We start from the raw sequence: 22928 nt of genomic DNA, 5'->3' as shown, positions 1-22928 counted from the left end.
TTGAGATAAAATTTCAGGTATTGGGTTAAGAAAGGATTCTTGGGAACGAAGTTCTTCAAAGTCAACGCTTGAAGCGTGTGAGTGTTACACACTTGGAACGTAAAAACGTTTTTGACTTTGAGAAGTTACAGGACTTTTCCCAGAAAGTTAAGTAAGGAAAGAATCCTGGTGTGTTGCAATCCCTTCTTCCCTTATTGAACAGATTCATATATGGATGTATAAACAATACAAAAGGGAATGAAATTTTAAAAATAAAATTATAAATCAGAATAGCTTAGAATTTACTTTGGTGGTATTCACAGCAAAACTCATCCCAACAGGCTGTAAAAATCATAACTAGTGACGGATTCTTACAGCTATTCGTTATAAGTAATATTTTTGCTGCGCTAACAATAAAGTTGTTTAATATGAAAAAGCTGTTTTTAGTATTTTTTTCTTCCTTGCTAATAATTTCATGTTCGAATGAAAGTGAAAAAAGTAAAAGTATAAATGAAAAAACTAATTCTGTTCAGGACAGTGTGAAAACTGAATCTGTTATGGAATGGACAGTTAAAGAAAATGAAAGGAAAGCTAATGAAGAAAAGCTTGAAAAGGAAAAGGCAGCTGAAAGGCAAAGAATGTTAGTTGAACGTGAAAAAGTTATAAAAGAAAAGCATTTAAGTTTTCTTCATGTTGACTCTTTGAATGGTAAACCAATTAGTTTTTATCTTGAAAATTCAGAAACAAATGAATTAGTGAAAAGTTTTTATCAAGGAGAGTTCTTGCCAAGTGATAATGATAAGACATTTGAACTATTGGACATATTAGTAGAAAAGAATGAAGTTATTTATCCTTTTTATTTTCACTGTTTAAATTCAATTTGTCTGCTTTCTGATGGTGCATTATCAGAAGTGATGGGTAATCCTTGTTTGAAAATGGTATATAACTATCCAAAATATACTTTTTCTTTTTTCAAGGACAACATTCCTGTCTTTGATAGGTATAATCAGTTTATTGGATACGAATTGTATTTCCAGAAATATGGAACTTCAAATGTTGAAATCTCAGAATCTGACTTTCTCAATTATTTGAAAGAGAATCTGAATCTTGAAGACAAGGAAATTGAAAAGTTCTATAAAACATTTGTGGATGGAATTGAGCAAGTGAATAAAAACATGGAAGACTAAACAAAAATACAACTTATAATAAATAGAACTATGAGCGGTCTGCAAGACCCAGCGATGAGTACATGTTGAACTACATCCCGTGTTGCTTTGGATTTTCTATGCTTTTACCGACGATTTTTCTTGTATTCTGAAGTCTTCAGAAGGGGAGCTTACGTGAATCTGGTGCATTAATCTTCCTAATTTATGGATTTTCAACAGGCTGTACCCTCCGCTGGTGCGCGATTTAATCGCGTTCTGTTTTCTATAATGGAAGCACACAAAAGGATTCGTGCGGTAGCGGTGGATTAAAAATGAACCAAATAAGAGCCTCAATTCTATTTTTAAATAAAAGTATTTTCAAATTTTATGCATCCTTAAAACAGCTATATTTAAATCCTAATTGGGTAGTATGTTGAGTTTTTAGACAGACTGCCGTTGGCTGCAAGCCTGAGAGACGACACTGCAACGAATAGAAACTAAATGAATAAAAAACGAGAAAAAAGACCGCCATTGTGGATTGTTTTAATGACTTTCATATCAATATTTGGTGGCATTTTTGCAACTATTAGTGGTATTAACAAAATTGAGAATTATTATCACCCTTATCTATTCGGACTGATTTTTGGCGGACTTGGACTAATAATAGGATTATTGACAGCTAAGAAACTTAAACCGATTATTGCAGTAAATCAACGAATGAAAAATGACTATTATTTGCCGACTCTTTTTATTTCGATTGGATTCTTTGGATTATTCTTAATGTCGGCCTCGATTTTAAATCACAAAATCTCAAAAGTTGATTATCGGGAAAATTTTATAGTTGTAAACAAGTACCGACAAGAATATAGATATATGCAGCCAGAGATAAATTCAATAGTAGTTCAAATGAATAGAGATTCCCGTCGATTAGTTTGTAGTTATGATTTTTGGATACGAACTTCGATTGGGCAGACTGTGAATTTGACGAATTATAAAAGTAGATTAGGCTTTGACTTTATTAAAATAAGCAATGATAAAAAATAAATGGAAATTGGCATTTTGGATTTGTTTTGTATTCCTAATACTTACAGTCGGATTTGGATATTATAGTATTTTAGACCAAGGGGTGACTATAACGTATATGAAACAAGGGTACGAGAATACGGAAAATGACCTAAACTCAATTATAGATATTGTTAATAATAGCGATTTTAGTAAAAACTCAATTGAGCAGGGACTAAAAGGGCACAGATTCTTTGATATGATGGATTTTAAAATGGATACTCTGCCACTAGAACGAGTTGAATTGATTTTTAGGAATGACACATTAAAAACGATTAGATATCAATGGTGAACAAAGGCCAGTAGCCAATAAATAGAACTATGAGCGGTCTGCAAGACCCAGCGATGAGTGGTGTTGAACTACCATGCTTTGTAAAATTATAAATTAGTAATAATATGAAAAATAGTACCATTAAAATTCGCAAGGAAACTTCAGGCATTAAACCAATGAATTTTGCAACCTCAATTTTGTATTTTGGAATACCTGCTATATTAATGATAATAGGTTTTCATGTTATAATGCCAGTCCTTATAAATCATGGATTAGCTCCGTTTTATGCGTATTTCGTTGGGTTAGGTACTCCGCTGGCTTTTATGATTGTTGCTTCACTGGTGGCTTTTGTTAAAGAAGGTAATATGCTGACTTGGAAAACTCTTAGCGAACGCTTCCGACTTTATAGATTAAGTGGAAAAATGTGGCTATTTACAATTGTTGCTTTTATTGGAATAATAATTTTATATGGTGTTACAATAAAACTAAATATGGCATTAATTAATTCTAATATTATACCAATGCCTGAATCCTTACCCTCATGGTTGGACACAAGTAAAGAAATATCATTATCAGCTATGGACCAGGCATTCGGAGGGTTGTCTGGTAATATAATGGCTTTGATTGCATTTTTAGTCTTTTTGTTTTTTAATATAATTGGAGAAGAGTTTTGGTGGAGGGGATATATATTACCTAGACAAGAGTTGGTATTTGGTAAACATGTATGGTACATTCACGGATTAATGTGGGCATTTTTTCATGCGTTCAAATGGTGGGATATTTTATCAATAATTCCCTTAACTCTAATATTAACCTTCATTGTTTGGAAATATAAAAATAATACCATAGGCATCATTCTTCACTTTCTTATTAATGGCATTGGTCTAATTCCGATTATACTTGGAATATTAAGCACATAAGTATTAGAGATAAACAACCGCTAATAAATAGAACTAGGAGCGGTCTGCAAAATCCAGCGATGAGTAGGTGTTGAATTAGATTGCGTTTAGCATTGGCATTTCTAGTTTAGTGAGCTTATCGAACTATGCACTAATCGACAATTATTGTCGATTTTTTATTGGAGAGAGCTATCCCGAATGCTTATAGCCTAATAGAGGATACAGGCGGTTCTATCCCATAAACAGATGACGAGACACCGCCAACTGATAGTCTTCATTGCAAACTGCCGTAACAGTAGAACCCATTTATAAAAGAAAGAATGTTTATCTTTAGGATTGAAAAATTGAAAGAATGACAAAAGAAACAACAATAAAGTTATTTCAAGACCAAAGTGTTCGTGCAGAATGGGATAACAACTAAGAAAAATGGTTTTTTTCAATAATTGATATAATTGCAATTTTAACAGGAAGTGAAGTGTCCGAAAAAATCGGACAGTTGAAATTGAAGTCTCCTGATGGAAAAATGAGGATGACGGATGTTGCGGATACTGAGCAATTGTTGAGATTAATACAGTCTATTCCATCGCCAAAAGCAGAACCCTTTAAATTGTGGTTGGCAAAAGAAGGATACGAGCGTATTGAAGAAACTGAAGACTCCGAAAAGAGATTGAAGAAAAGACTGGAAAAAACGTTATATCGCCACTAAATGCAAAAGAACTTGGAGAGAATATAAATAATGAAAATTCGGAGTTAGAATAATAAACAACAAAAAGCTAGTAAATAGAACTATGAGCGGTCTGCAAGACCCAGCGATGAGTAGGTGTTGAATTAGATCGCATTTAGTTTTGGTATTTCAAGCTTGGTAAGTTTGTTGAATTATGCACTTATCGACAATTATTGTCGATTTTTTATTGGAGAGTTATCCCGAATGGATTTTAGTTCAACATGCGCTCAAATGCAACAGGCGGGCAGCATGTTTTCTAAGTTTTGTGCTTTAGATGAGCAAGGGAAAGGTAGCCATTTTATAAAGTATGATACTCAAATCAATTAAGGGGCCAACGAGACATACAGTCAAACTGTTACAAGCCATATTGGGCAAAATCACTCATTAATTTTAACGTATAAAAATTACGAACAAATAGGTAATATGACTAAACAAGAAAAAAAAGAGGTAACGATTGTAGGTGGAGGTAGCAGTGCTCATATTTTGATTCCATTTCTTTCCGGAGCGGGTTTTACCGTCAATATTCTTACGCGAAGACCTAAGGAATGGTCCCCTAAGATCGATCTTCAATTGCATTCGATTAACGGGGAAACCCTGGAGGAGTTTAGTGGTTCCCTGACGAAAATAAGTGATAATCCAGCTGAGGTTATTCCACAAGCAAGTTTCGTAATTTTATGTATGCCGGTAAGCAAATATCGTATTGCCCTTTATGGTCTGGCGCCACATCTTGCGAAAGACAAAGAGGTGTTTGTTGGGACTATTTATGGTCAGGCAGGATTTAACTGGATGGTTGATGAGATCAAGAAAAAGTTTGATTTGAGCCATATAACTACCTTTGCTATTGGCTTAATTCCGTGGATTTGCCGGATTATTGAGTATGGTAAGGTGGGAGTGACCTATGGTTGCAAGGAGTTTAATGTCGTGGCAGTATCGCCGCCGGATCGATTCTCTGAACTCAATAATGTTTTTCTGAAAAATATTTGCGAACGATGGCTAAAAAAAGGGAAATTCAGACAGGCCGACAATTTTTTGTCATTAACACTGTCTGTCGACAACCAAATCATCCATCCATCGCGTTGCTACGGTTTATTTCTCAAATACCATGGGAAATGGGCGAACAAAGAAGATATCCCCTATTTTTATCGCGACTATGATCAAAAGTCAGCCGACCTTCTACAAGAATTAGACGCGGACTATTCTAAAATTCGAGAGGCCATCAAGATAAAATATCCGGAGCAGGATTTTCAATACATGCTTGATTACCTGGGGTTAGAGCGACTCTCCTACCAATCAGAAAACACTGACATTCGCGAATCATTCACCACATCGCTGACATTGGGAGCCATCAAGCCACCCACTATTCAATTGGAAAGTGGCGAATGGATCATAGACAAAGATCATCGCTTCTTCACAGACGACATTCATTATGGCCTCTGTATTGCAAAGTGGATTGCTGACCAACTATCTCTGGATGTTCCCACCATTGACAGTATCATTGACTGGGCGCAGCAATTACGCAATGAGAAAATCATAGCAGGAAATAAATTATTATTGGACAGCGAAAGCCTGACTACGGAATTCATGTCCGGCATTCCTCCGGTGTATGGACTCAATAGCATCGATGACATACTGGACTAAATTTCATGGGTGAGGAGCAGATTGAAAGTTTAGCTCAATTAAGAAACATCAGTAAGCCAATTCAATTAGGCTTGCTCAAAATATAAATAAGTAAATTTAATAGACCTGCTTCTTTGCGCATTGATAAGGTTACAAATTAAATTGCCCAAGAAACTTAGCAAGACCGTTAAACCTTGATTCGCAAAAATGGGTTACAAAAGAATTGACGACCATGAATTAGCTTTTGATATAGTGATGAAATTTTACGAGATTATATGACCAATTTAGAATTGGTTTTAAATATGCAGGCAACGGACATATCGAAAGAAAACAAACAAGGTTTAGACGAAAACGAGATATAGCAAGAAAAGGTGGAAATGAAACGATAACTTTAGACAATAAAATATGCTAAATGAAAACACACACCCTTATTTTAATCCTAATTTTATTTAATCTTTCGTCACTCGCACAAAATAATTTGAACGATTCTATTGCTGCTTTTTTTTCTACAGAGAAAATTACTTTGGATGGAAATCTTGATGAATCGGTCTGGAAGAAAGCAAATATCATTTCCAACTTTACACAAAGGGAGCCCAATTTTGGGAAACCTGCTACCCAAAAAACACAAATTGCAATCTCTTATTCATCCTCTGCAATATATTTTGCAGTCTGGTGTTATCAAAATTCAGCCACAAGCATTTCGGCCAAATCATTACAACGAGATTTTGATTTTGAGGCAGAAGATAATTTACGAATCGCAATAAACCCGTATCATGATGGAAGAACGGGCTATGAATTTGTAGTTAATCCATATGGAGCAAGAACAGACTTATTAATAACATCGAGCGAGGATGCATCTGATGATTGGAATGGAGTGTGGGATGCAGCAGCAGTAATTACCAGTGAAGGTTGGTTTGCCGAAATTGAAATCCCATTTAATACCTTGAAGTTCAAAAATAGCAAACAACAAGTTTGGTCAATCAATTTTGAACGAAATATAAAAAGCACAAATGAGATTGACCGCTGGCAAGGTTGGTCGAGAGATTTTAGTTTGGAAAATTTTTCTGTTGCAGGAACATTAACCGGATTGCAAAATATTGCTTACACTCAAAAATTTGAATTAAAACCTTACTTGCTTGGTGGATGGGATTTGAAAGATGATAAAGTCTCCTATAAAGGGATTGGTAAAGTTGGGGCTGATTTAAATTACAATATCACACCCACATTAAAATTGAATTTAACTGCAAATACCGATTTTGCTCAAGTAGAATCTGATGTTATACAAGTTAATCTTTCACGCTTTAATTTATATTATCCCGAAAAGAGAGATTTTTTTCTTGAAGGGGCAAGTAATTTTGATTTCTATATAGGAAATCGAAACAATGTTTTTTATTCACGCAAAATAGGAATTGAGAATTTTCAGAATGTAAAAGTTTTGGGGGGAGCACGCCTATTTGGAAAGATGGGTAAGAGTAATATTGGTTTTCTTTCTCTGCAAACCGCTGCAAATAAAAGTATTCCAAGTATTAATAATAGTGTTTTTCGTTATAAGTTCGATTTAGGAGAGCAGTCTTACATTGGGGGGATTATCACGTCGAAAATAGGTGGCGATCATCAAAATATTGTTGGCGGATTGGATGGGAATTATGCAACATCTCATTTCTTAAAGGATAAAAATTTGAGTGTTGGTGCATTAATCACTGCAAGTAGCACCGATGGAAAAATGAGGAATAATTCTCTTGCCTGGAGACTCTATTGCGATTATCCCAATGATTTAGTTGATAACTATATCGCAATTTCTTCAACTCAGAAAAACTTTTCACCCGAACTTGGTTTTCTTTTTCGTACAAATTTTGAATCGTTTGCTTGGAATCTGCGCTTCACACCACGATGGTTTAATAAGTTTGGCATTCGAAAAATGCTTCTTAAGCCGTGGGAGTTTGTTATTTACAGATCGCAAGATACGCATGAAATAGAATCATACTTTAACGAAGCACGTCCTTTTGGATTTGTTTTGCAAACAGGTGATTCCTTTGAATTTAATCTTCAACAATCCTACGATAGAATTGATAAGTCTTTTGATTTGACAAGTAATATTTCTGTTGACATCGGAAAATACCATATGCATAAAACTGAATTTCAAATTAATTCGTTTCGAGGAAGAAGATTATATACCGAATTGCTGTACAATTGGGGAACGCTTTACGGAGGGAAAATAAAAACAATGGCTGTTTTATTGGGTGTTAACATTAACAAACATCTTAACCTGTCAGAACAGTATGAATATAATAAAATTAAGATAAACACTATAGCAGATAATATTAAGCAGTTAATATCTACAATAACCTATGCTTTTACAACTAAACTTGATATTTCTTTGCTGGGTCAATACAATTCGGAGGAAGATCTATTGCTTACTAATATACGTGTGCATTGGATCCCTAAAATTGGTAGTGATTTTTATTTTGTTTGGAATAACGGTTACGATCCGGTTAAAAGGGTAGATTATTTAAAACCAACAATAAATAATGGGGCTGCAAAACTCGTTTGGCGATTTTCTTTCTAGAGGAAGGTAAATACTTTCTTTAAAAGTAGATAAGCATTAATAAACTGATAAAATGACCACTTGCTAATAACTATGCCCCGCTGGTGCGCGATTTAATCGCGTTCCGTTTTCTATAATAGAACCAGACGAAAGGATTCGTGCGGTAGCGGTGGTAGACTAAAATAGACAACTTTAGATTCGCAATAATTTAGAAAATGATTTACGATAAAACATATAGCAATACAGAAAATGTTTTTGGAATCCATCCGGAAACTATTTTAGAAAAGTATGTCCATAAACTTGAAAAAACAAGACCTGTTTTAGATATTGGAATTGGACAAGGTAGAAATTCGTTTTTTCTGGCAAAAAAAGGGTTTCAAGTTGATGGGATAGATCTTTCTGAAGTGGCAATTGAAAGTGTATTAAGTATTTCAAAAAAGGAAAAATTCCAAATAAAGACTTATCAGAAAAGTTTCCATGAATTTGTTCCTAAGAGTACTCCCTATTCTGCTATTCTGGTATTTGGATTAATCCAGATATTAGATTGGAAATCTATTCATGCCTTAATTGATAGAATTAATCAATGGACTCAAAAAAATAGCTTGGTATTTATAACTGCCTTTTCCATAAAGGATACCTCTTATAAAAAGTATAGTAAAGAATGGAAGGCAATAGGAAAAAATTCTTTTTGTGATAACAATGAAAATTACAGAACTTTTCTGGAACCAAATGAAATTGTCGAATTATTTAAAAATTATAATTCCATCCATCATTGGGAAGGTTTAGGTCCTGAGCATAAGCATGGAGATAGTCCGATTGAGCAACATCATTTAATTGAATTAGTCCTGGAAAAAAAATAGCAAAGGGATTTTAGTAGGAGAATATCAATGGAGTTGGTTACGGTTCTACCGAATAGACTTAGCTGTAAATAGTTTGTTTGAAAACACAGATAATTTAACCTAAAACTATATAGTTATGCAAAATTTTTTATTTGTAATTAACGATGCTCCTTATGGTACGGAGAAAGCATATAACGCTTTAAGAATGGCGATGACATTACAAAAAGAACATGGGGATAGAGTTGAAGTAAAAATTTTTCTACTTGCTGATGCAGTTACTTGTGGACTTCCAAATCAAAAAACACCAAATGGATACTATAATATTGAAAGAATGTTAAAGGGAGTTATTAGAAATGGTGGTGAAGTAAAAAGTTGCACTGGTTGTTCCGAAGCTCGTGGAATTGACAAATTAGCGTTTATTGAAGGAATAAAACTAAGCAATATGAAAGAGTTTACTCAATGGACTGTTGAATGTGATAAAGTTTTGTCATTCTGATAGCGAATAATAACTGATAATTTGTGAGGTCTAAACCGTCAGGAAGAGAGAATTTTGTTATAGACTTTATTTTAGACATGACGTATGTTCGCTCTTCCATAATATGTAATTAAGGATTTTGAAAATAGGACAATTAAATTACTCTGGAGCATATCCTGTATCTTCGGGAAGGTTTGGTTGTTGCGAAGCCATTACAGCCAATTGGTCGGCACGCTCGTTTCCCGGTATATTGGCATGACCTTTTACCCACACAAATTTCACGTTGTGTTTTTTGTATATCTCCAAAAATCGCATCCACAGGTCGGGATTTTTTTTGCCTTTAAAGCGCTTTTGTACCCAGCCGAATACCCATTTTTTTTCTACAGCATCTACCACATATTTTGAATCGGAATAAATGGTTACCTCACAGCCTGGATTTTTTAAGGCTTCTAAGCCTGCTATTACAGCCATTAATTCCATGCGATTATTGGTTGTGCATTTAAATCCTTGCGAAAGATCTTTGCGGTGTTTTCCCGAAATAAGAACCGTACCATAACCTCCGGGTCCCGGATTTCCACTTGCTGCGCCATCGGTAAACATGGTGATTTTTGCTGTCATATTATCGTTTTGTGGTTTTCAAAATCAAAAGTAAGAAAAATAATTGCTTCGATTAATAGGAAACAAAGCTAGAGTAAAAGAAAAAGGATGCCCGAAAAATACGAACATCCTTTTGTAATATGTAGTGAGTGGTTAATTACTTCACAATAGTCATCTCCTCAATCAGGTTGTGTGCACCTGCATATTTGTCGATGGTAAATAGCACATAGCGAATATCAACACAGATACATCTCTGAAGATTTTCTTCAAAATCAATATCTCCTGACATTGCTTCCGAATTACCATCAAAAGCAGCACCAATCAATTCGCCATTCGCGTTAATAACCGGAGAACCGGAATTACCACCTGTAATGTCGTTATTGGTTAGGAAACAAGTGTTCAATTCACCGTTTTTATTAGCATATTGTCCGAAATCTTTTTTCTGATACAATTCCTTTAATTTAGCAGGAACCACAAATTCGGGATTGTTAGGATCTTCTTTTTCCATTACTCCTTTAAGTGTAGTGAAATGCTTATAGTAAACACCATCTTTAGGAGTGTATCCGCCAACTTTACCAAAGGTCAATCGTAAGGTAGAATTGGCATCAGGAGCCATATTTTTTCCTTTGTTGATTTGAAGTAAACCATCTTCGAAAAGGCGTTGTCCTTTTCGTAGGTCGTCCGCATTTGCGGTTAGAGAAGACATTAGTTTTTTGCTGGCTTTCATAACCGAAATACCAGCCTGGTATAATAAATCATTGTCCAGGATATCAGGGCATGGATTCTCCACAAATTCGTTGAATTTTTCTTCGCTTGCAAATACTGAAGTAACATAAGCTTCCTTCGCAAATTGCTCAAAATTACCTTGATATTTAGTGGCAATAGTGTCAAAAATGGAAGGTCGTTTGTTTGCTGCAATATGATTTGCATATATCTTGTATAAACCAGTCATTAATTTCTGATCGGTAGCAGTATTATAGTCTTTATAAAATCTTTTTGCAGACGCTTTTAATCCTTCAATTGATTTTGCAATGGCTACTGTATCTTTGGCTTCGGCTTTTAATAAAGCATAAAGTCCTTTTGCTCTTGCAGCAAATCCTGGAGCTTCAGCACCTCTTCTTAGTGCTTCATTCAAATACGATACTGCATAAGTAGCATCTTTGCTAGCCTCATATGCTTTGGCAATCGTATTTAAAGCCTTGCCATATTTAGCAGCTCTTTTTGGCTTTTGATTAGCCCAATTTAAATACTCCTTTTCAATTTCTGTTTTGTGAGTAGCGGTATTTAATTTGGTTAATGCTATATTTTGTTCGTGAGAATATTTCCAATAGTTGGCACTACCTGCATATTTCGAAGCATATTGAATACGAACCTTAGGATCTTTCACCATTTCTTCCTTCATCAACTTCAATTTAAGCGACCTGATATCGTAACGATTTTGATTAACGATATTCATGGTTTCTTTTAATCCGAAAGAAGTAAGATAACGATTTGTTGTTCCGGGAAATCCCATTACCATGGCAAAATCATTTTCTTGTACTCCTTTAATTGAAACAGGAAGGTGATGCTTTGGTTTCAATGGAATGTTATTTTCAGAATATTCTGCTGGCTTGCCGTCAGGAGCCGTATAAATACGGAACATAGAGAAATCATCTGTATGGCGTGGCCACATCCAGTTGTCGGTATCGCCACCAAATTTACCCATTGAGGATGGAGGAGCACCAACCAAACGAACATCTTTGTAAATTACATATACAAAAAGGAAGTATTGGTTTCCTGCAAACATGCTTTTTACATTGGCTTTATAATAAGTTCCTTCTTCCGCTTTCTTCTCGATGGCGATTGCTGATTTTTCGATTGCCTTATAGCGTTCCTCTTCAGTCATTCCATCTTTTACATCAGCAAGTACTTTTTTGGTTACATCGGCCATGCGAACCAAAATTGAAGCAGTAATATCTTTATTAGTTAATTCTTCACCTTTGTTATATGCCCAAAAACCATCAGAAAGATAATCGTGCTCTGGAGTTGAATGTGATTGAACAGAACCAAATCCACAATGGTGATTGGTTAAAAACAATCCTTGATCAGAAATAATTTCACCGGTACAAAAATGACGGAATGGTCTGCTTTCTGTTCCCAAACCAACAACTGCGTCTTTCAAACTGGATTTATTGATATTGTAGATATCATCCGGGCTTAATTTTAAACCCATTTTCTGCATTTCGGCAGAATTCTTTTTTAGCAGAGATAAAAGCCACATACCTTCATCCGCTTGCACGTTTGTGAAGCTAAGCAACAGGCTTAATCCCAAAATTAATGATGCAAATTTTCTCATTTCTATCGATTTAATTTTTACGTTAACCCAAGATGAAAATCAATATACCTTGGAGTTTAATTGTAAGTATTTAGTTGAAAAGCAAAGTTAGTATTATTCTTTAATTCTGTTTTGTGTTTAAAAAATATGCTAGATCTTGATTTTGTAATCAGCACATAGTCAGTAGATTGAATGGGTGTTGGATTTGGGTTTATTCGATGAACGTTCTGGTTTTCTCGATATAATTAGCCGTTGAATACAATTTAATGAGCTGATTTCTTATAGTTTTAGCTCTAATTGATCGGGTAATAATCCGAAAGTTTTGCGATGCAAATCTGTAATTCCATATTTTCTTATTGCCATTCGGTGCTTTTTTGTAGGGTATCCTTTATTGGTATCCCAGCCGTAATTGGGATATTTTTGATGCAGTTTTAGCATATAATCATCCCGATAAGTCTTGGCTAAAACTGAAGCTGCTGCAATAGATGCCATTTTGCCATCTCCTTTTATAATACAAGTATGGTCAATGGTTGGGTAAGCCTTGAACCGATTGCCATCAATTAATAGGTGCTGCGGAGTAATTTTTAATTGCTGAATGGCTCGATGCATGGCTAGAAAGGACGCATTTAGAATATTGATTTGGTCAATTTCTGCGGCTGTTACAATCCCAACGGCCCAACTTAAAGCTTCTTTTTCAATTACCTCCCTTAAAGCGTATCTGTTTTTTTCTGATAATTTCTTGGAGTCGTTCAGTATTTCATTGGTGAAATCCGGAGGTAGAATTACTGCGGCTGCAAATACAGATCCAGCCAGACATCCTCTGCCTGCTTCGTCACAACCTGCCTCAATTCTGTCGGCTTGTAAGTAGGATTCTAATAAACTCATATTGGATTAATTTCTCACAAATATAGGTAGTATTAATGGTGAGATATAAATTTAAAGAAAGGTTTTCTGGCATAAAATTGGATGACAGGGAGGGTGGATATTTACTTTTTATATCTAATTTCTCGGGCAGGATCGATAAATTCTGATTTTATACGTCTGGGATTATCGATTATTTCGTAAAATTCATCAAAATAATTTAGCGCTCGTTCTTTTTCATTATCTGCCAGATAAGGACAATTGGTATACAAAGCATAAAGCATCTTCTTTTTCATTCTGAACTCCCGAAAGATGTATTCCAGTTCTTGGGGAGTTCTTTTGTATCCGCGATATAGTCTTTCATGGATGGTTTTAATATTCAGTTTTTCATTAGGAATTGCGTAGGGAGCATTAACCAGACTAGCCCAATCAAAATCGTAGGGTACAGCAATAGTGCGAGAATTAGGAGTTTTGGAAATAAGTTTGATATTGTGAAGGGTGGGAACTCCCCAGTCGGTATTTCCGACCATATATTCAAAAATAGCTAATTTGGTAATCATATTTAGCAAAGTATGATTTTGATGAATTTTTTTATCGTATCTGGCAATCATTCCATTTCTATTGGCCATTTTTTCAAAATCTTCTATGAAAAAAGCAAACTTCACAAGAGATTTCATCTGATTTTTGCTGTCTTTATAAGTTATTTTTGCCAATCGAACACGAAAACTTTCGGGTGTGAATATATTGTATGCCTTATAAATAAGATATTCCTGGATTAGCATTTGTTCATATCTATCATTACGATTTTGACAATGCGTAACCATTTTTAGTTTATCCTGATCATGAAAAATGGAATAGCTGGAACCAGCTTTATTGAATTTTATGCGAATAGGAGGAAAAGCACAAACACTTTTGTCTTTTCTGAAATTTCCACGGGTTTTAAGATCCACAGACATGGTAACAATGGAATCTCTAAGATGATAGGAAAGTCTCCCTTTATGATACTTCCTTTTTCCTCCTGTATCCTTAACTAAATCTTTTAAATCTGTAGTGATCGAAAGCTCAATCAAAGAATCTGATTCGAAAAGATCTGGAGCACGATAAATACTATTCTTAACTGGCTGTTTTGTTTGTCCTATCGCTAAAGTGGTGCAAAACAGAATTAGAATAATTGGTAGGTTCTTTCGTGCCATTTGTCGCAAAAATTAAATTCTTAATCAAGACTTTTATCGCTAAGCTCAGCATCTGTTAAAATAATAGAAGAAGAATCTTCCTTATAGAAAATGGTTAATCTGGTACTATTTTTTGTGAAGTCGATTTGCCCGATTTTAAAGTGATCGATTTCTAATCCTGTTCTGTCTTTAATATCAGCTTTTAGCAAAGCATGCTTGGATGGATGAATCAAATCAAGCCGATCGTAAATGATTGTTCTTCTGGCTTTTTGACGACGCATCCAAACTTTTTCCATTACCCAGGTTGTAACCATTAGGGCAACATTTGTGAAAGCAATATCTGTAAAACTAACGTCCCTTCTGGCTAATGCATTGATTACCGATATGGTAATTACCAAAAAGAGGTAAGTCATTTCGCGGATAGGAATAGTGTCTGTTCTGTAGCGAATGATTCCAAATATTGCAAAAAGGCCTAAAGCGAAACCCAATTGCAAATCAATACTTCCCAACAAAAAACAAAGGAAAAATACCGTGGTACTGATCATGATAAATGTAAATACATAGGATCGCTTACCGGTAGTTTTAAAATACACATAGTTGATAACAAATACGGTAACGACCATATTTAAGCAAAATCGAACAAGCATGTCCAGGATACTACTGGAGGATAGTATGTCGACAGACAAAGTGGATAAGTTTAACAGATGTGTGAGTAATACCATGTTTTTTTTCTTTATCGTAATCGTTCTTTTTCCTTATGTGTAAATATCCTATAATATTTTTGATTCTCAATCAATAATCCCTGGGTAATAAATTGAGGATCTCCAATTGGAACATCCATTGCTATTAATTTGAAAGAATAAAATGGATATACACGAGTTACTGGCGTATGTCCGAATATTATAACAATGGCTTTGTAAAAATCTAAGGTTTTTATAACGTCTTGTAATGATATACGATCGTAATTTGGGGTTCGGGATAAATAACCACGATACCATAACGGACTTTCTGAAGATAAGAATAAATCTACTAATGAAGTGTCTTTTAAAGCCGTATAATTGTTTAAATGATACCTCATTTGTTCGTTTATCGTAGAAATGGACATTTTTTTCTCCAAAAATTTAGGTGAAATTCCACCATGTACAAACAATTGATCACCAATTCGAAGCATGGTATTATTAGAGCGTAACCAGAGTCCTAATACCGAATGTTTGTCAAAAAAATGCCCATATCGATAATGTAGAAAGCGTGCGGCATGCAAATATTTATTTTGAACATATCTGTCGTCAAATAAAAGTGCCATCATTTCATGATTACCAAAAAGAAAATGAACAGCACCACCTTGTTTACGTGCTTCTATTTCGAGCCGATAGATTAACCATAGGCATTCGGGTACCTGATTCCCACGATCAAATATATCGCCGGTAAAAACAACATGTCCTTTTCCAAAAATCCATTTGTTTTGATTGTTTATAACATGATTGTTTTTTAGGATAGATAATAGGGAGGTAAATTCACCGTGGATATCGCCTAAAACTATAATTTTATCAGCAGGTGGGTAAATATTCCGATCGGGATGTATTTTTTTAGGAATAATATAGCGTAGTGTATCCTTGTCGGCAAATCCTTCAAAAACAATGGTGTCATGTTTGAAACGAAAGGATTTTTGAATTTTTTCCGTTGTGTTTTTCAGACTATCATGCTGAATGTAAAAGACATCAACTCGGTTATTGCTGATGTACCTAATGTGTGGGCCTTCTGTATAATTGGAGACCAAAAGTGTGTCTGTCAGATTACTTTCTTTTTGTGCATATATTTTTTCTGATGATAGTGTGATGCATAAAAGGAGGCAGAGAATATAAAGAGGATGTTTCTTTCGCATAAAAAAATCTTATTTAGAGTAGTTGAAGATAAGATTATTTCCGGATTCTCATTTTTGATGAATTTAGGCTTTGAGGAAACATTTTAGGCCTAGATATCTTATTTTTGTTGCAAAAGGAATATTACATGTATAGCAAAGAAGAAGCAAAAGAGTTTCGGATTCGTTTCTGGGATGGATTTAAACGATACTCAAAGAAACAGGGAAGAAAGATGACCTCATGGGTTTTAAGGGGAACACAGGTGAAAGGCACTCAGTTAAAATTTGACTTAAACGACCATGGAGCTTTTGTAATGCTTCAGATTGATAATAAGCTAGATCAGGTGCGTTATCGAATTTTTGATCGTTTTGTAAAGTATAAGCCCGTAATTATGGAAACCTGTGGTGCAGAATTACTTTGGGAAAGAGATTATTTTATAGATGATTTTAAAGAGGTAAGTAGGATATATTTTCGTTTGAAAAAGGCTGATGTTTACAATGAAAAGGATTGGGAGGAGTATTATCAGTTTCTGTTCGGTAAAATGACAATTTTGGAGGAAGCATTTTTGGATGTAAAGGAAGTAGTACAAAGTATGTAAAAAATATTTCATCTATATCTTCGTGATTAACAGGTAGTAGATATAGCGAAGGGCAGATTCTGTGGATGCAGAGCTGAATTTTTATTCCTGAAATTTTGTTTTCGATTAAAAGGCGTTTATCTTTGCAACCGCAAATCGAGAGATATTATTCTTACAATATATTGCGGGGTGGAGCAGTTGGTAGCTCGTTGGGCTCATAACCCAAAGGTCGTTAGTTCGAGTCTGACCCCCGCTACTAAGATTTAAGCTTTGAATTATTCAAAGCTTTTTTTTAACCGGAAGTGATTTGTAAGAAGATTAATAATCAAAAGATATATTGCGGGGTGGAGCAGTTGGTAGCTCGTTGGGCTCATAACCCAAAGGTCATCAGTTCGAGTCTGGTCCCCGCTACTAAGAGAAAAGCTTGGGAACTTCCCAAGCTTTTTTTATTCCCCTATTTTAATTGGCGAGCGAAAATAATTTCCGCTATTTCTATTACCTTTGCGTAAATATTTTAGATTCTTTCATTATGAGTCATTTAAAAGAGAAAACTCCTTTAATTGAGAAATTAAAAAATAAATATAGGCTTACCATTTCCAATGAAGCATCTTTTGATGAAGTCTTATCCATTCGCCTTTCGCGCCTTAATGTATTTACTGTTACAGGGCTTTTTTCTATTGTATTAATCGCTTTAGTTACTTTGTTTATCGCATTTACTCCTCTTCGAGAGTATATTCCTGGTTATCCTGATGGTGAAATGCGTAAAAACATTGAGAATAATGCCGTATTAGTAGATTCTCTCAGTCATGAGTTAGAAAAACGAGATCGTTTTTTTCAGGGAATAAGAAATGTAGTATCGGGAAATGACTTCGATAATATTGCGCAGGATGCTGCTGATTCTATTGTAGATCCACGCTACAAAAACTTGAAATTCACAAAATCTACTACTGATTCTATTTTTAGAGAGGAGCACGAGGCTGATGAGAAATACAATCTGTCTTTAGGAAGTGCGTCTAAAAGAAGAGGATTGTCAAATACTCATTTCTTCCCGCCGATTAAAGGAATGGTATCCAGTCATTTTGATACTAAGCTGGAGCATTACGGGACAGATGTTGTAGGAGGAATGAACGATAGAATTTCTTCCGTATTAGATGGGACGGTTATTTTTGCAGAGTGGACATTAAATACTGGATATGTTATTCAAATCCAACATGCCAATGATTTACTGTCTGTATATAAACACAATTCTGAATTACTTAAAAAAGCAGGAGAACATGTGAAGGCTGGTGAGGCAATTGCTTTACTGGGGAATTCAGGAGAACTGACAACCGGACCTCACCTGCATTTCGAGTTGTGGCGCAATGGCCATCCTTTAAATCCGGAAGATTATATCAAATTTTAAACAAAAAACTCTTTTTAATGAGTAAACACATAGCCATCTTGGGATCGACAGGTTCCATTGGAACGCAAACTTTGGAAGTGGTAGAGGCTAATCCTGATGAATTTATTGTTGATGTTTTAACGGCTAATAATAATACTGATTTATTAATTAAGCAGGCTAAAAAATTTCAACCCGATGTAGTTGTTATTGCTTGCGAAGATAAGTATTCTCAATTATCAGATGCACTGAATGATTTGCCAATAAAAGTTTACGCGGGAATAGATGCTATTGCTCAAGTTGTGCAAATGGGTTCAATTGATGTGGTTGTGACCGCCATGGTTGGATATTCTGGTTTATTACCAACTATAAATGCTATAAAAGCCAGGAAAAATATAGCTCTGGCAAATAAGGAAACGCTGGTAGTTGCAGGAGAAATCATTCAGAAATTAGCTTTGCAATATGGTGTGAGCATTTATCCTGTTGATTCAGAACATTCCGCGATATTCCAATGTCTTATTGGAGAGTTTGAGAATTCTATTGAAAAGATTTATTTAACTGCTTCAGGTGGTCCGTTTCGGGGTAAGGATAAGAAATTTTTAGAGCAAGTAACCTGTTCACAAGCCTTAAAACATCCTAATTGGGATATGGGTGCAAAAATCACAATTGATTCTGCAAGTATGATGAATAAGGGATTTGAGGCCATTGAGGCCAAGTGGTTGTTTGACTTAAGGTCGGATCAAATAGACGTAATCGTGCATTATCAATCCATCGTTCATTCTTTGGTTCAGTTTCAAGATGGATCTATGAAAGCACAAATGGGATTGCCAGATATGAAATTGCCAATTCAATTTGCATTGACTTATCCAAAGAGATTAAAGACAAATTTCCCTCGATTTAATTTTATGGATTATCCTGAATTAAGTTTCGAACCTGCAGATCGGGAAAACTTTAAAAATCTTTCACTAGCCTACGAGGCGATGAATAAAGGAGGTAATTTACCATGTATTGTAAATGCTGCCAATGAAATTATGGTGGATGCATTTCTAAAAGAAAAAGTAGGCTTTTTGCAGATGAGTGACATCATCGAAAGCTGCATGTTCAAGGCAGATTTTATTAAAAATCCCAATTATGAGGATTACGTTTATACGGATAGAGAAGTGCGAAAAATGGCTTATTCTATGTTGTAAAAAATACTTACCTTAGGCATCTTTGAATTTATCAGACTGAGCTGATAAAAAGATCAAATTTATAATCGAAATTGAATGGAAATATTAGTTAAAATAGGACAGTTTTTACTGAGCTTGTCAATATTAGTGGTTTTACATGAGTTGGGGCATTTTACATTTGCCAAAATATTTAAAACCAGAGTGGAGAAATTCTACATGTTCTTTAATCCTGGATTTTCCTTATTTAAATTTAAAAAAGGAGAAACAGAATATGGTATCGGATGGATTCCTTTAGGCGGATATGTGAAAATTTCAGGAATGATAGACGAATCTATGGATAAGGAGCAGATGAAATTGCCTCCTAAACCATATGAATTTAGATCCAAACCAGCATGGCAGCGTTTATTTATCATGATTGGCGGAGTCCTCGTAAATTTTGTGTTGGCTTTTTTGATCTATACATCGGTGCTTTATACCTGGGGAGAACAATATCTTCCAGCAGAAAACGTAAAATACGGCGTTGTTTGCGACTCACTGGCGCAAAGCATCGGCTTACAGAATGGTGATAAAATTGTAGCCTTAGACCATCAGAAGATAAAAAAGTACAAAGAGATTGTACCCAATATCATTTTGAATAATCCGAAGACCATTCAGGTGGTACGTAATAATGAAGAAAAAACGATTGAGGTTCCTACTTCATTTGTGCCTGAGCTGTTAGCTCATAGTAGTAAGGGTTTTAGTATGTCTTCAACCATTAGCTTACGATATCCATTAGATAAATTGTCGGTAGGTAGACTGCAAAAAGATTTCCCTGCAAAAAAAGCGGGTTTTAAAGTTGGAGATAAAATTGCACTAGTAGATAGTTTATCCTTTCAATATTACGATGAATTTCAGTCCTATTTATTGAAACACCGGAGCCAGAAAGTTACAGTTGTTTTAAATCGAAACGGACAAGAAGTAAAGACAAATTTAGAATTGACAGAGGAAGGCAAAATGGGATTTAATGTGCAAGAATCTGAAAAAATATTTGAATTTAAAACCATAAAATATGGCTTCTTAGAATCTATTCCTGCAGGTATTGGAAAAGGTATTCATTCATTAGATTCTTATCTGAAACAATTTAAACTGATCTTTTCTTCTAAAACTAAAGCCTATAAATCTATTGGTGGTTTTATCACTATTGGGAATATTTTTCCAGGAGTTTGGGATTGGCATGTGTTTTGGAATCTTACTGCTTTTTTATCCATTATTTTAGCTATAATGAATATTCTACCAATACCGGCTTTAGACGGTGGTCATGTATTGTTTCTTTTATATGAAATGATTACAGGAAGAAAGCCCGGTGATAAGTTTATGGAATATGCTCAAGTTGCTGGCATGATTATACTCTTTGGTCTTTTGATTTTCGCAAATGCGAATGATATCATCAAATTGTTTTCTAAATAACTAGGGAACAGTTAGGAGTATTTGCCTTTTTAATTTGTTAAAAAATAGTAAATTAGCATTGTTGAACAAAAAAATCAAAAGATATGAACCTGTTTGTATTAGCTGGAATTATTGGCCCTTGGCAGATTGTTATTATTGTTTTCGTAATTGTACTTTTATTTGGTGGTAAAAAAATTCCTGAACTAATGAAAGGATTAGGAGAGGGAATGAAAGAGTTTAAAAAAGCGACAGATACTGACGAAAAAGAAAAAGATAAAAATTCGAAAGAAAAATAATAATCTTAGGCAGGATTTTACCTGCCTTTTTTTTCAATAAATTTGTTGTGTTGCAATATGCTTTGATTTTAGATTCCTTGATTATTTATTGAGTTGGAGAGAATAGTCACAGGGGAATGGTGAATTGCAATCTGGTTAGAAATGATTATCGAGAATTCTGATTCTTTATTGCATATTTGGTTTTGATTTTTTTGTAAAATAACTATCTTCATTTCGTTTAATTTTACGAAATTTAAAAGTATTTTATTGCTGTCTTGTATGAAGAAACATCTACTTTTTATTCTGATCTTCTTTTCATTAACTGCACATGTTTCGGGGCAATTATCATTTCATATCCTTCATAAGGAAAAGCCTGAGAATCCTAATGAAATAAATCAGCGATTGATCTATTTTACTGATGAGATCATGAGTAAAGAATTGCCGGAGAATCAAATTCTTGATGCCAACTTCATCCCGGTATTTTCTGATGATATTTATAAGACAAGATTAGAAAAATTAGATGAACAAACACCAATAAAGTTAGATTTCAAACCTATTGTCCGAAGGTATATAGATGCGTACGCCATAAAGCACCGTGAGAAAACGGGACGAATTATTGAACGGTCAGAATTATATTTCCCCATTTTTGAAGAGTATCTCGATAAATATGATTTGCCATTGGAGCTAAAATATTTAGCTGTGATTGAATCAGCATTGGATCCTAAGGCAAAATCACGTTCTGGAGCTGTTGGCTTATGGCAATTTATGTACAATGCAAGTAAGATGTTCGATCTAAAAATCACATCTTACGTGGATGAACGGATGGATCCTGAAAAATCTACCGAAGCTGCATGTAAATATTTACAATATCTGTATCGTATTTTTGGAGATTGGCAATTGGCTTTAGCTGCTTATAATGGAGGACCGGGAGTTGTTCGGGATGCCATACAACAATCAGGAGGTAAAACAAATTTTTGGGAAATATCTCCTTATCTTCCTCGCCAGACTCAGAATTACGTTCCAGCGTTTATTGCTGTTAATTATATTATGAATTACAGTCGCCAACACAATATCATTGCCGGTAAAAATAATTATCCATATTTTCGGATTTCACCGGTCACAATCGATCATTCTATTTATTTTAAGAGTGTTGCTAAGATTTTGCAATTGCCTTTGGAGTCTGTTCGAGAATTGAACCCGACTTATAAAATGGATTTTATTCCAGAAGGGGAATTGCCAGCCAAATTGGTTTTGCCGATTGAAAAAGTAGGTCAATTTATAGATCATGAAGATGAAATTTATGCAATGAAAAAGGAAGAGAAAAAGTATTTGGATTTGCAAAAAGACTTGACATCTACAAAGGGAAAGTATTGTGTAATTCACCAAGTGAAAGCTGGAGAATATTTTCATAAGATTGCGATGAAATATGGATGCACTATTCACAATATTAAGGAGTGGAATGGAATGGATAGTCAGGATGTCTATGTTGGTCAAAAATTAAAAATATGGGTTTATCCTTCGGATACTTTAGCACAAAAGCCTAAGCGTGACCCTCTTCTTCGAAAGAGTAAATTTTTGCTTTATAAAGTCCAGGATGGAGATAGTCTTCAGTCCATCGCAAATCGATTTAAAGTAAAATCACTAAATGATCTGGTGGATATAAATGGTATGGATAAATCAACTTCCGTGGAACAGGGAATGATTTTAAAGATAGTACAATATGAGTAAAATATTTCAACTCTTAT

The 22928-nt window shown here is 34.7% G+C and carries 20 protein-coding genes and 2 tRNA genes; 16 read left to right on the top strand and 6 right to left on the bottom strand.

Going from position 1 to position 22928, the window contains the following annotated elements:
* Positions 1-407: 407 nt before the first annotated feature.
* The 8 genes from DLK05_RS13725 (at position 408) to DLK05_RS13690 (ending at position 9577) form a co-directional block, all read left to right on the top strand.
* A complete protein-coding gene (locus DLK05_RS13725; RefSeq protein WP_127344581.1) occupies positions 408-1166 on the top strand; it encodes a hypothetical protein in 759 nt (252 codons plus the stop codon).
* Positions 1167-1625: 459 nt separating this feature from the next.
* A complete protein-coding gene (locus tag DLK05_RS13720; RefSeq protein WP_127344580.1) occupies positions 1626-2168 on the top strand; it encodes a hypothetical protein in 543 nt (180 codons plus the stop codon).
* A gap of 414 nt (positions 2169-2582) precedes the next feature.
* Positions 2583-3377 (top strand): CPBP family intramembrane glutamic endopeptidase, encoded by a 795-nt coding sequence (locus DLK05_RS13715; protein ID WP_127344579.1) that lies wholly within the window; start codon positions 2583-2585, stop codon positions 3375-3377.
* A gap of 418 nt (positions 3378-3795) precedes the next feature.
* Complete coding sequence (locus DLK05_RS13710; RefSeq protein ID WP_317126942.1) at positions 3796-4062, top strand: BRO family protein; 267 nt, start codon at positions 3796-3798, stop codon at positions 4060-4062.
* Positions 4063-4503: 441 nt separating this feature from the next.
* Complete coding sequence (locus DLK05_RS13705) at positions 4504-5718, top strand: NAD/NADP octopine/nopaline dehydrogenase family protein (protein ID WP_127344578.1); 1215 nt, start codon at positions 4504-4506, stop codon at positions 5716-5718.
* 391 nt (positions 5719-6109) lie between these two features.
* Positions 6110-8263, top strand: coding sequence for a carbohydrate binding family 9 domain-containing protein (locus DLK05_RS13700; RefSeq protein ID WP_127344577.1), 2154 nt, complete (start codon positions 6110-6112; stop codon positions 8261-8263).
* Positions 8264-8457: 194 nt separating this feature from the next.
* Positions 8458-9102 (top strand): class I SAM-dependent methyltransferase, encoded by a 645-nt coding sequence (locus DLK05_RS13695; RefSeq protein ID WP_127344576.1) that lies wholly within the window; start codon positions 8458-8460, stop codon positions 9100-9102.
* Positions 9103-9217: 115 nt separating this feature from the next.
* A complete protein-coding gene (locus tag DLK05_RS13690; RefSeq protein ID WP_127344575.1) occupies positions 9218-9577 on the top strand; it encodes a DsrE/DsrF/TusD sulfur relay family protein in 360 nt (119 codons plus the stop codon).
* A gap of 138 nt (positions 9578-9715) precedes the next feature.
* Here DLK05_RS13690 and rnhA read toward each other — a convergent pair whose 3' ends face one another.
* The 6 genes from rnhA to DLK05_RS13660 all read right to left on the bottom strand — a co-directional run bounded on the left by rnhA (position 9716) and on the right by DLK05_RS13660 (position 16382).
* On the bottom strand, positions 9716-10174 hold the full coding sequence (rnhA, locus tag DLK05_RS13685) for a ribonuclease HI (protein ID WP_127344574.1): 459 nt from the start codon (positions 10172-10174) through the stop codon (positions 9716-9718).
* A gap of 136 nt (positions 10175-10310) precedes the next feature.
* A complete protein-coding gene (locus tag DLK05_RS13680) occupies positions 10311-12488 on the bottom strand; it encodes a S46 family peptidase (RefSeq protein WP_127344573.1) in 2178 nt (725 codons plus the stop codon).
* A 258-nt stretch (positions 12489-12746) separates the two neighbouring features.
* On the bottom strand, positions 12747-13352 hold the full coding sequence (gene rnhB / locus DLK05_RS13675; protein WP_127344572.1) for a ribonuclease HII: 606 nt from the start codon (positions 13350-13352) through the stop codon (positions 12747-12749).
* A 101-nt stretch (positions 13353-13453) separates the two neighbouring features.
* Complete coding sequence (locus DLK05_RS13670; protein WP_127344571.1) at positions 13454-14521, bottom strand: hypothetical protein; 1068 nt, start codon at positions 14519-14521, stop codon at positions 13454-13456.
* Between the two features lie 20 nt (positions 14522-14541).
* Complete coding sequence (locus DLK05_RS13665) at positions 14542-15222, bottom strand: DUF4956 domain-containing protein (protein WP_127344570.1); 681 nt, start codon at positions 15220-15222, stop codon at positions 14542-14544.
* A gap of 11 nt (positions 15223-15233) precedes the next feature.
* A complete protein-coding gene (locus tag DLK05_RS13660) occupies positions 15234-16382 on the bottom strand; it encodes a metallophosphoesterase (protein ID WP_127344569.1) in 1149 nt (382 codons plus the stop codon).
* Between the two features lie 125 nt (positions 16383-16507).
* Here DLK05_RS13660 and DLK05_RS13655 point away from each other — a divergent pair, with 125 nt between their 5' ends.
* The 8 genes from DLK05_RS13655 to DLK05_RS13620 all read left to right on the top strand — a co-directional run bounded on the left by DLK05_RS13655 (position 16508) and on the right by DLK05_RS13620 (position 22911).
* Positions 16508-16957, top strand: a complete 450-nt coding sequence (locus tag DLK05_RS13655) for a DUF4268 domain-containing protein (RefSeq protein WP_127344568.1) — start codon at positions 16508-16510, stop codon at positions 16955-16957.
* A gap of 162 nt (positions 16958-17119) precedes the next feature.
* Positions 17120-17192 (top strand) — tRNA-Met (locus tag DLK05_RS13650).
* An 82-nt stretch (positions 17193-17274) separates the two neighbouring features.
* Positions 17275-17347 (top strand) — tRNA-Met (locus DLK05_RS13645).
* A 118-nt stretch (positions 17348-17465) separates the two neighbouring features.
* Positions 17466-18338 (top strand): M23 family metallopeptidase, encoded by an 873-nt coding sequence (locus DLK05_RS13640; protein ID WP_127344567.1) that lies wholly within the window; start codon positions 17466-17468, stop codon positions 18336-18338.
* A 17-nt stretch (positions 18339-18355) separates the two neighbouring features.
* Complete coding sequence (locus DLK05_RS13635) at positions 18356-19504, top strand: 1-deoxy-D-xylulose-5-phosphate reductoisomerase (RefSeq protein WP_127344566.1); 1149 nt, start codon at positions 18356-18358, stop codon at positions 19502-19504.
* A 75-nt stretch (positions 19505-19579) separates the two neighbouring features.
* On the top strand, positions 19580-20929 hold the full coding sequence (gene rseP / locus DLK05_RS13630) for an RIP metalloprotease RseP (protein WP_127344565.1): 1350 nt from the start codon (positions 19580-19582) through the stop codon (positions 20927-20929).
* 83 nt (positions 20930-21012) lie between these two features.
* Positions 21013-21204, top strand: coding sequence for a twin-arginine translocase TatA/TatE family subunit (tatA, locus tag DLK05_RS13625; RefSeq protein WP_127344564.1), 192 nt, complete (start codon positions 21013-21015; stop codon positions 21202-21204).
* 258 nt (positions 21205-21462) lie between these two features.
* Positions 21463-22911 (top strand): lytic transglycosylase domain-containing protein, encoded by a 1449-nt coding sequence (locus DLK05_RS13620; RefSeq protein ID WP_127344563.1) that lies wholly within the window; start codon positions 21463-21465, stop codon positions 22909-22911.
* Positions 22912-22928 lie beyond the last annotated feature (17 nt).

It is taken from the genome of Ancylomarina longa (genome assembly GCF_003996985.1).
Taxonomy (GTDB): Bacteria; Bacteroidota; Bacteroidia; order Bacteroidales; family Marinifilaceae; genus Ancylomarina_A; species Ancylomarina_A longa.
This window is presented reverse-complemented; position numbering and strand designations above follow the sequence as displayed.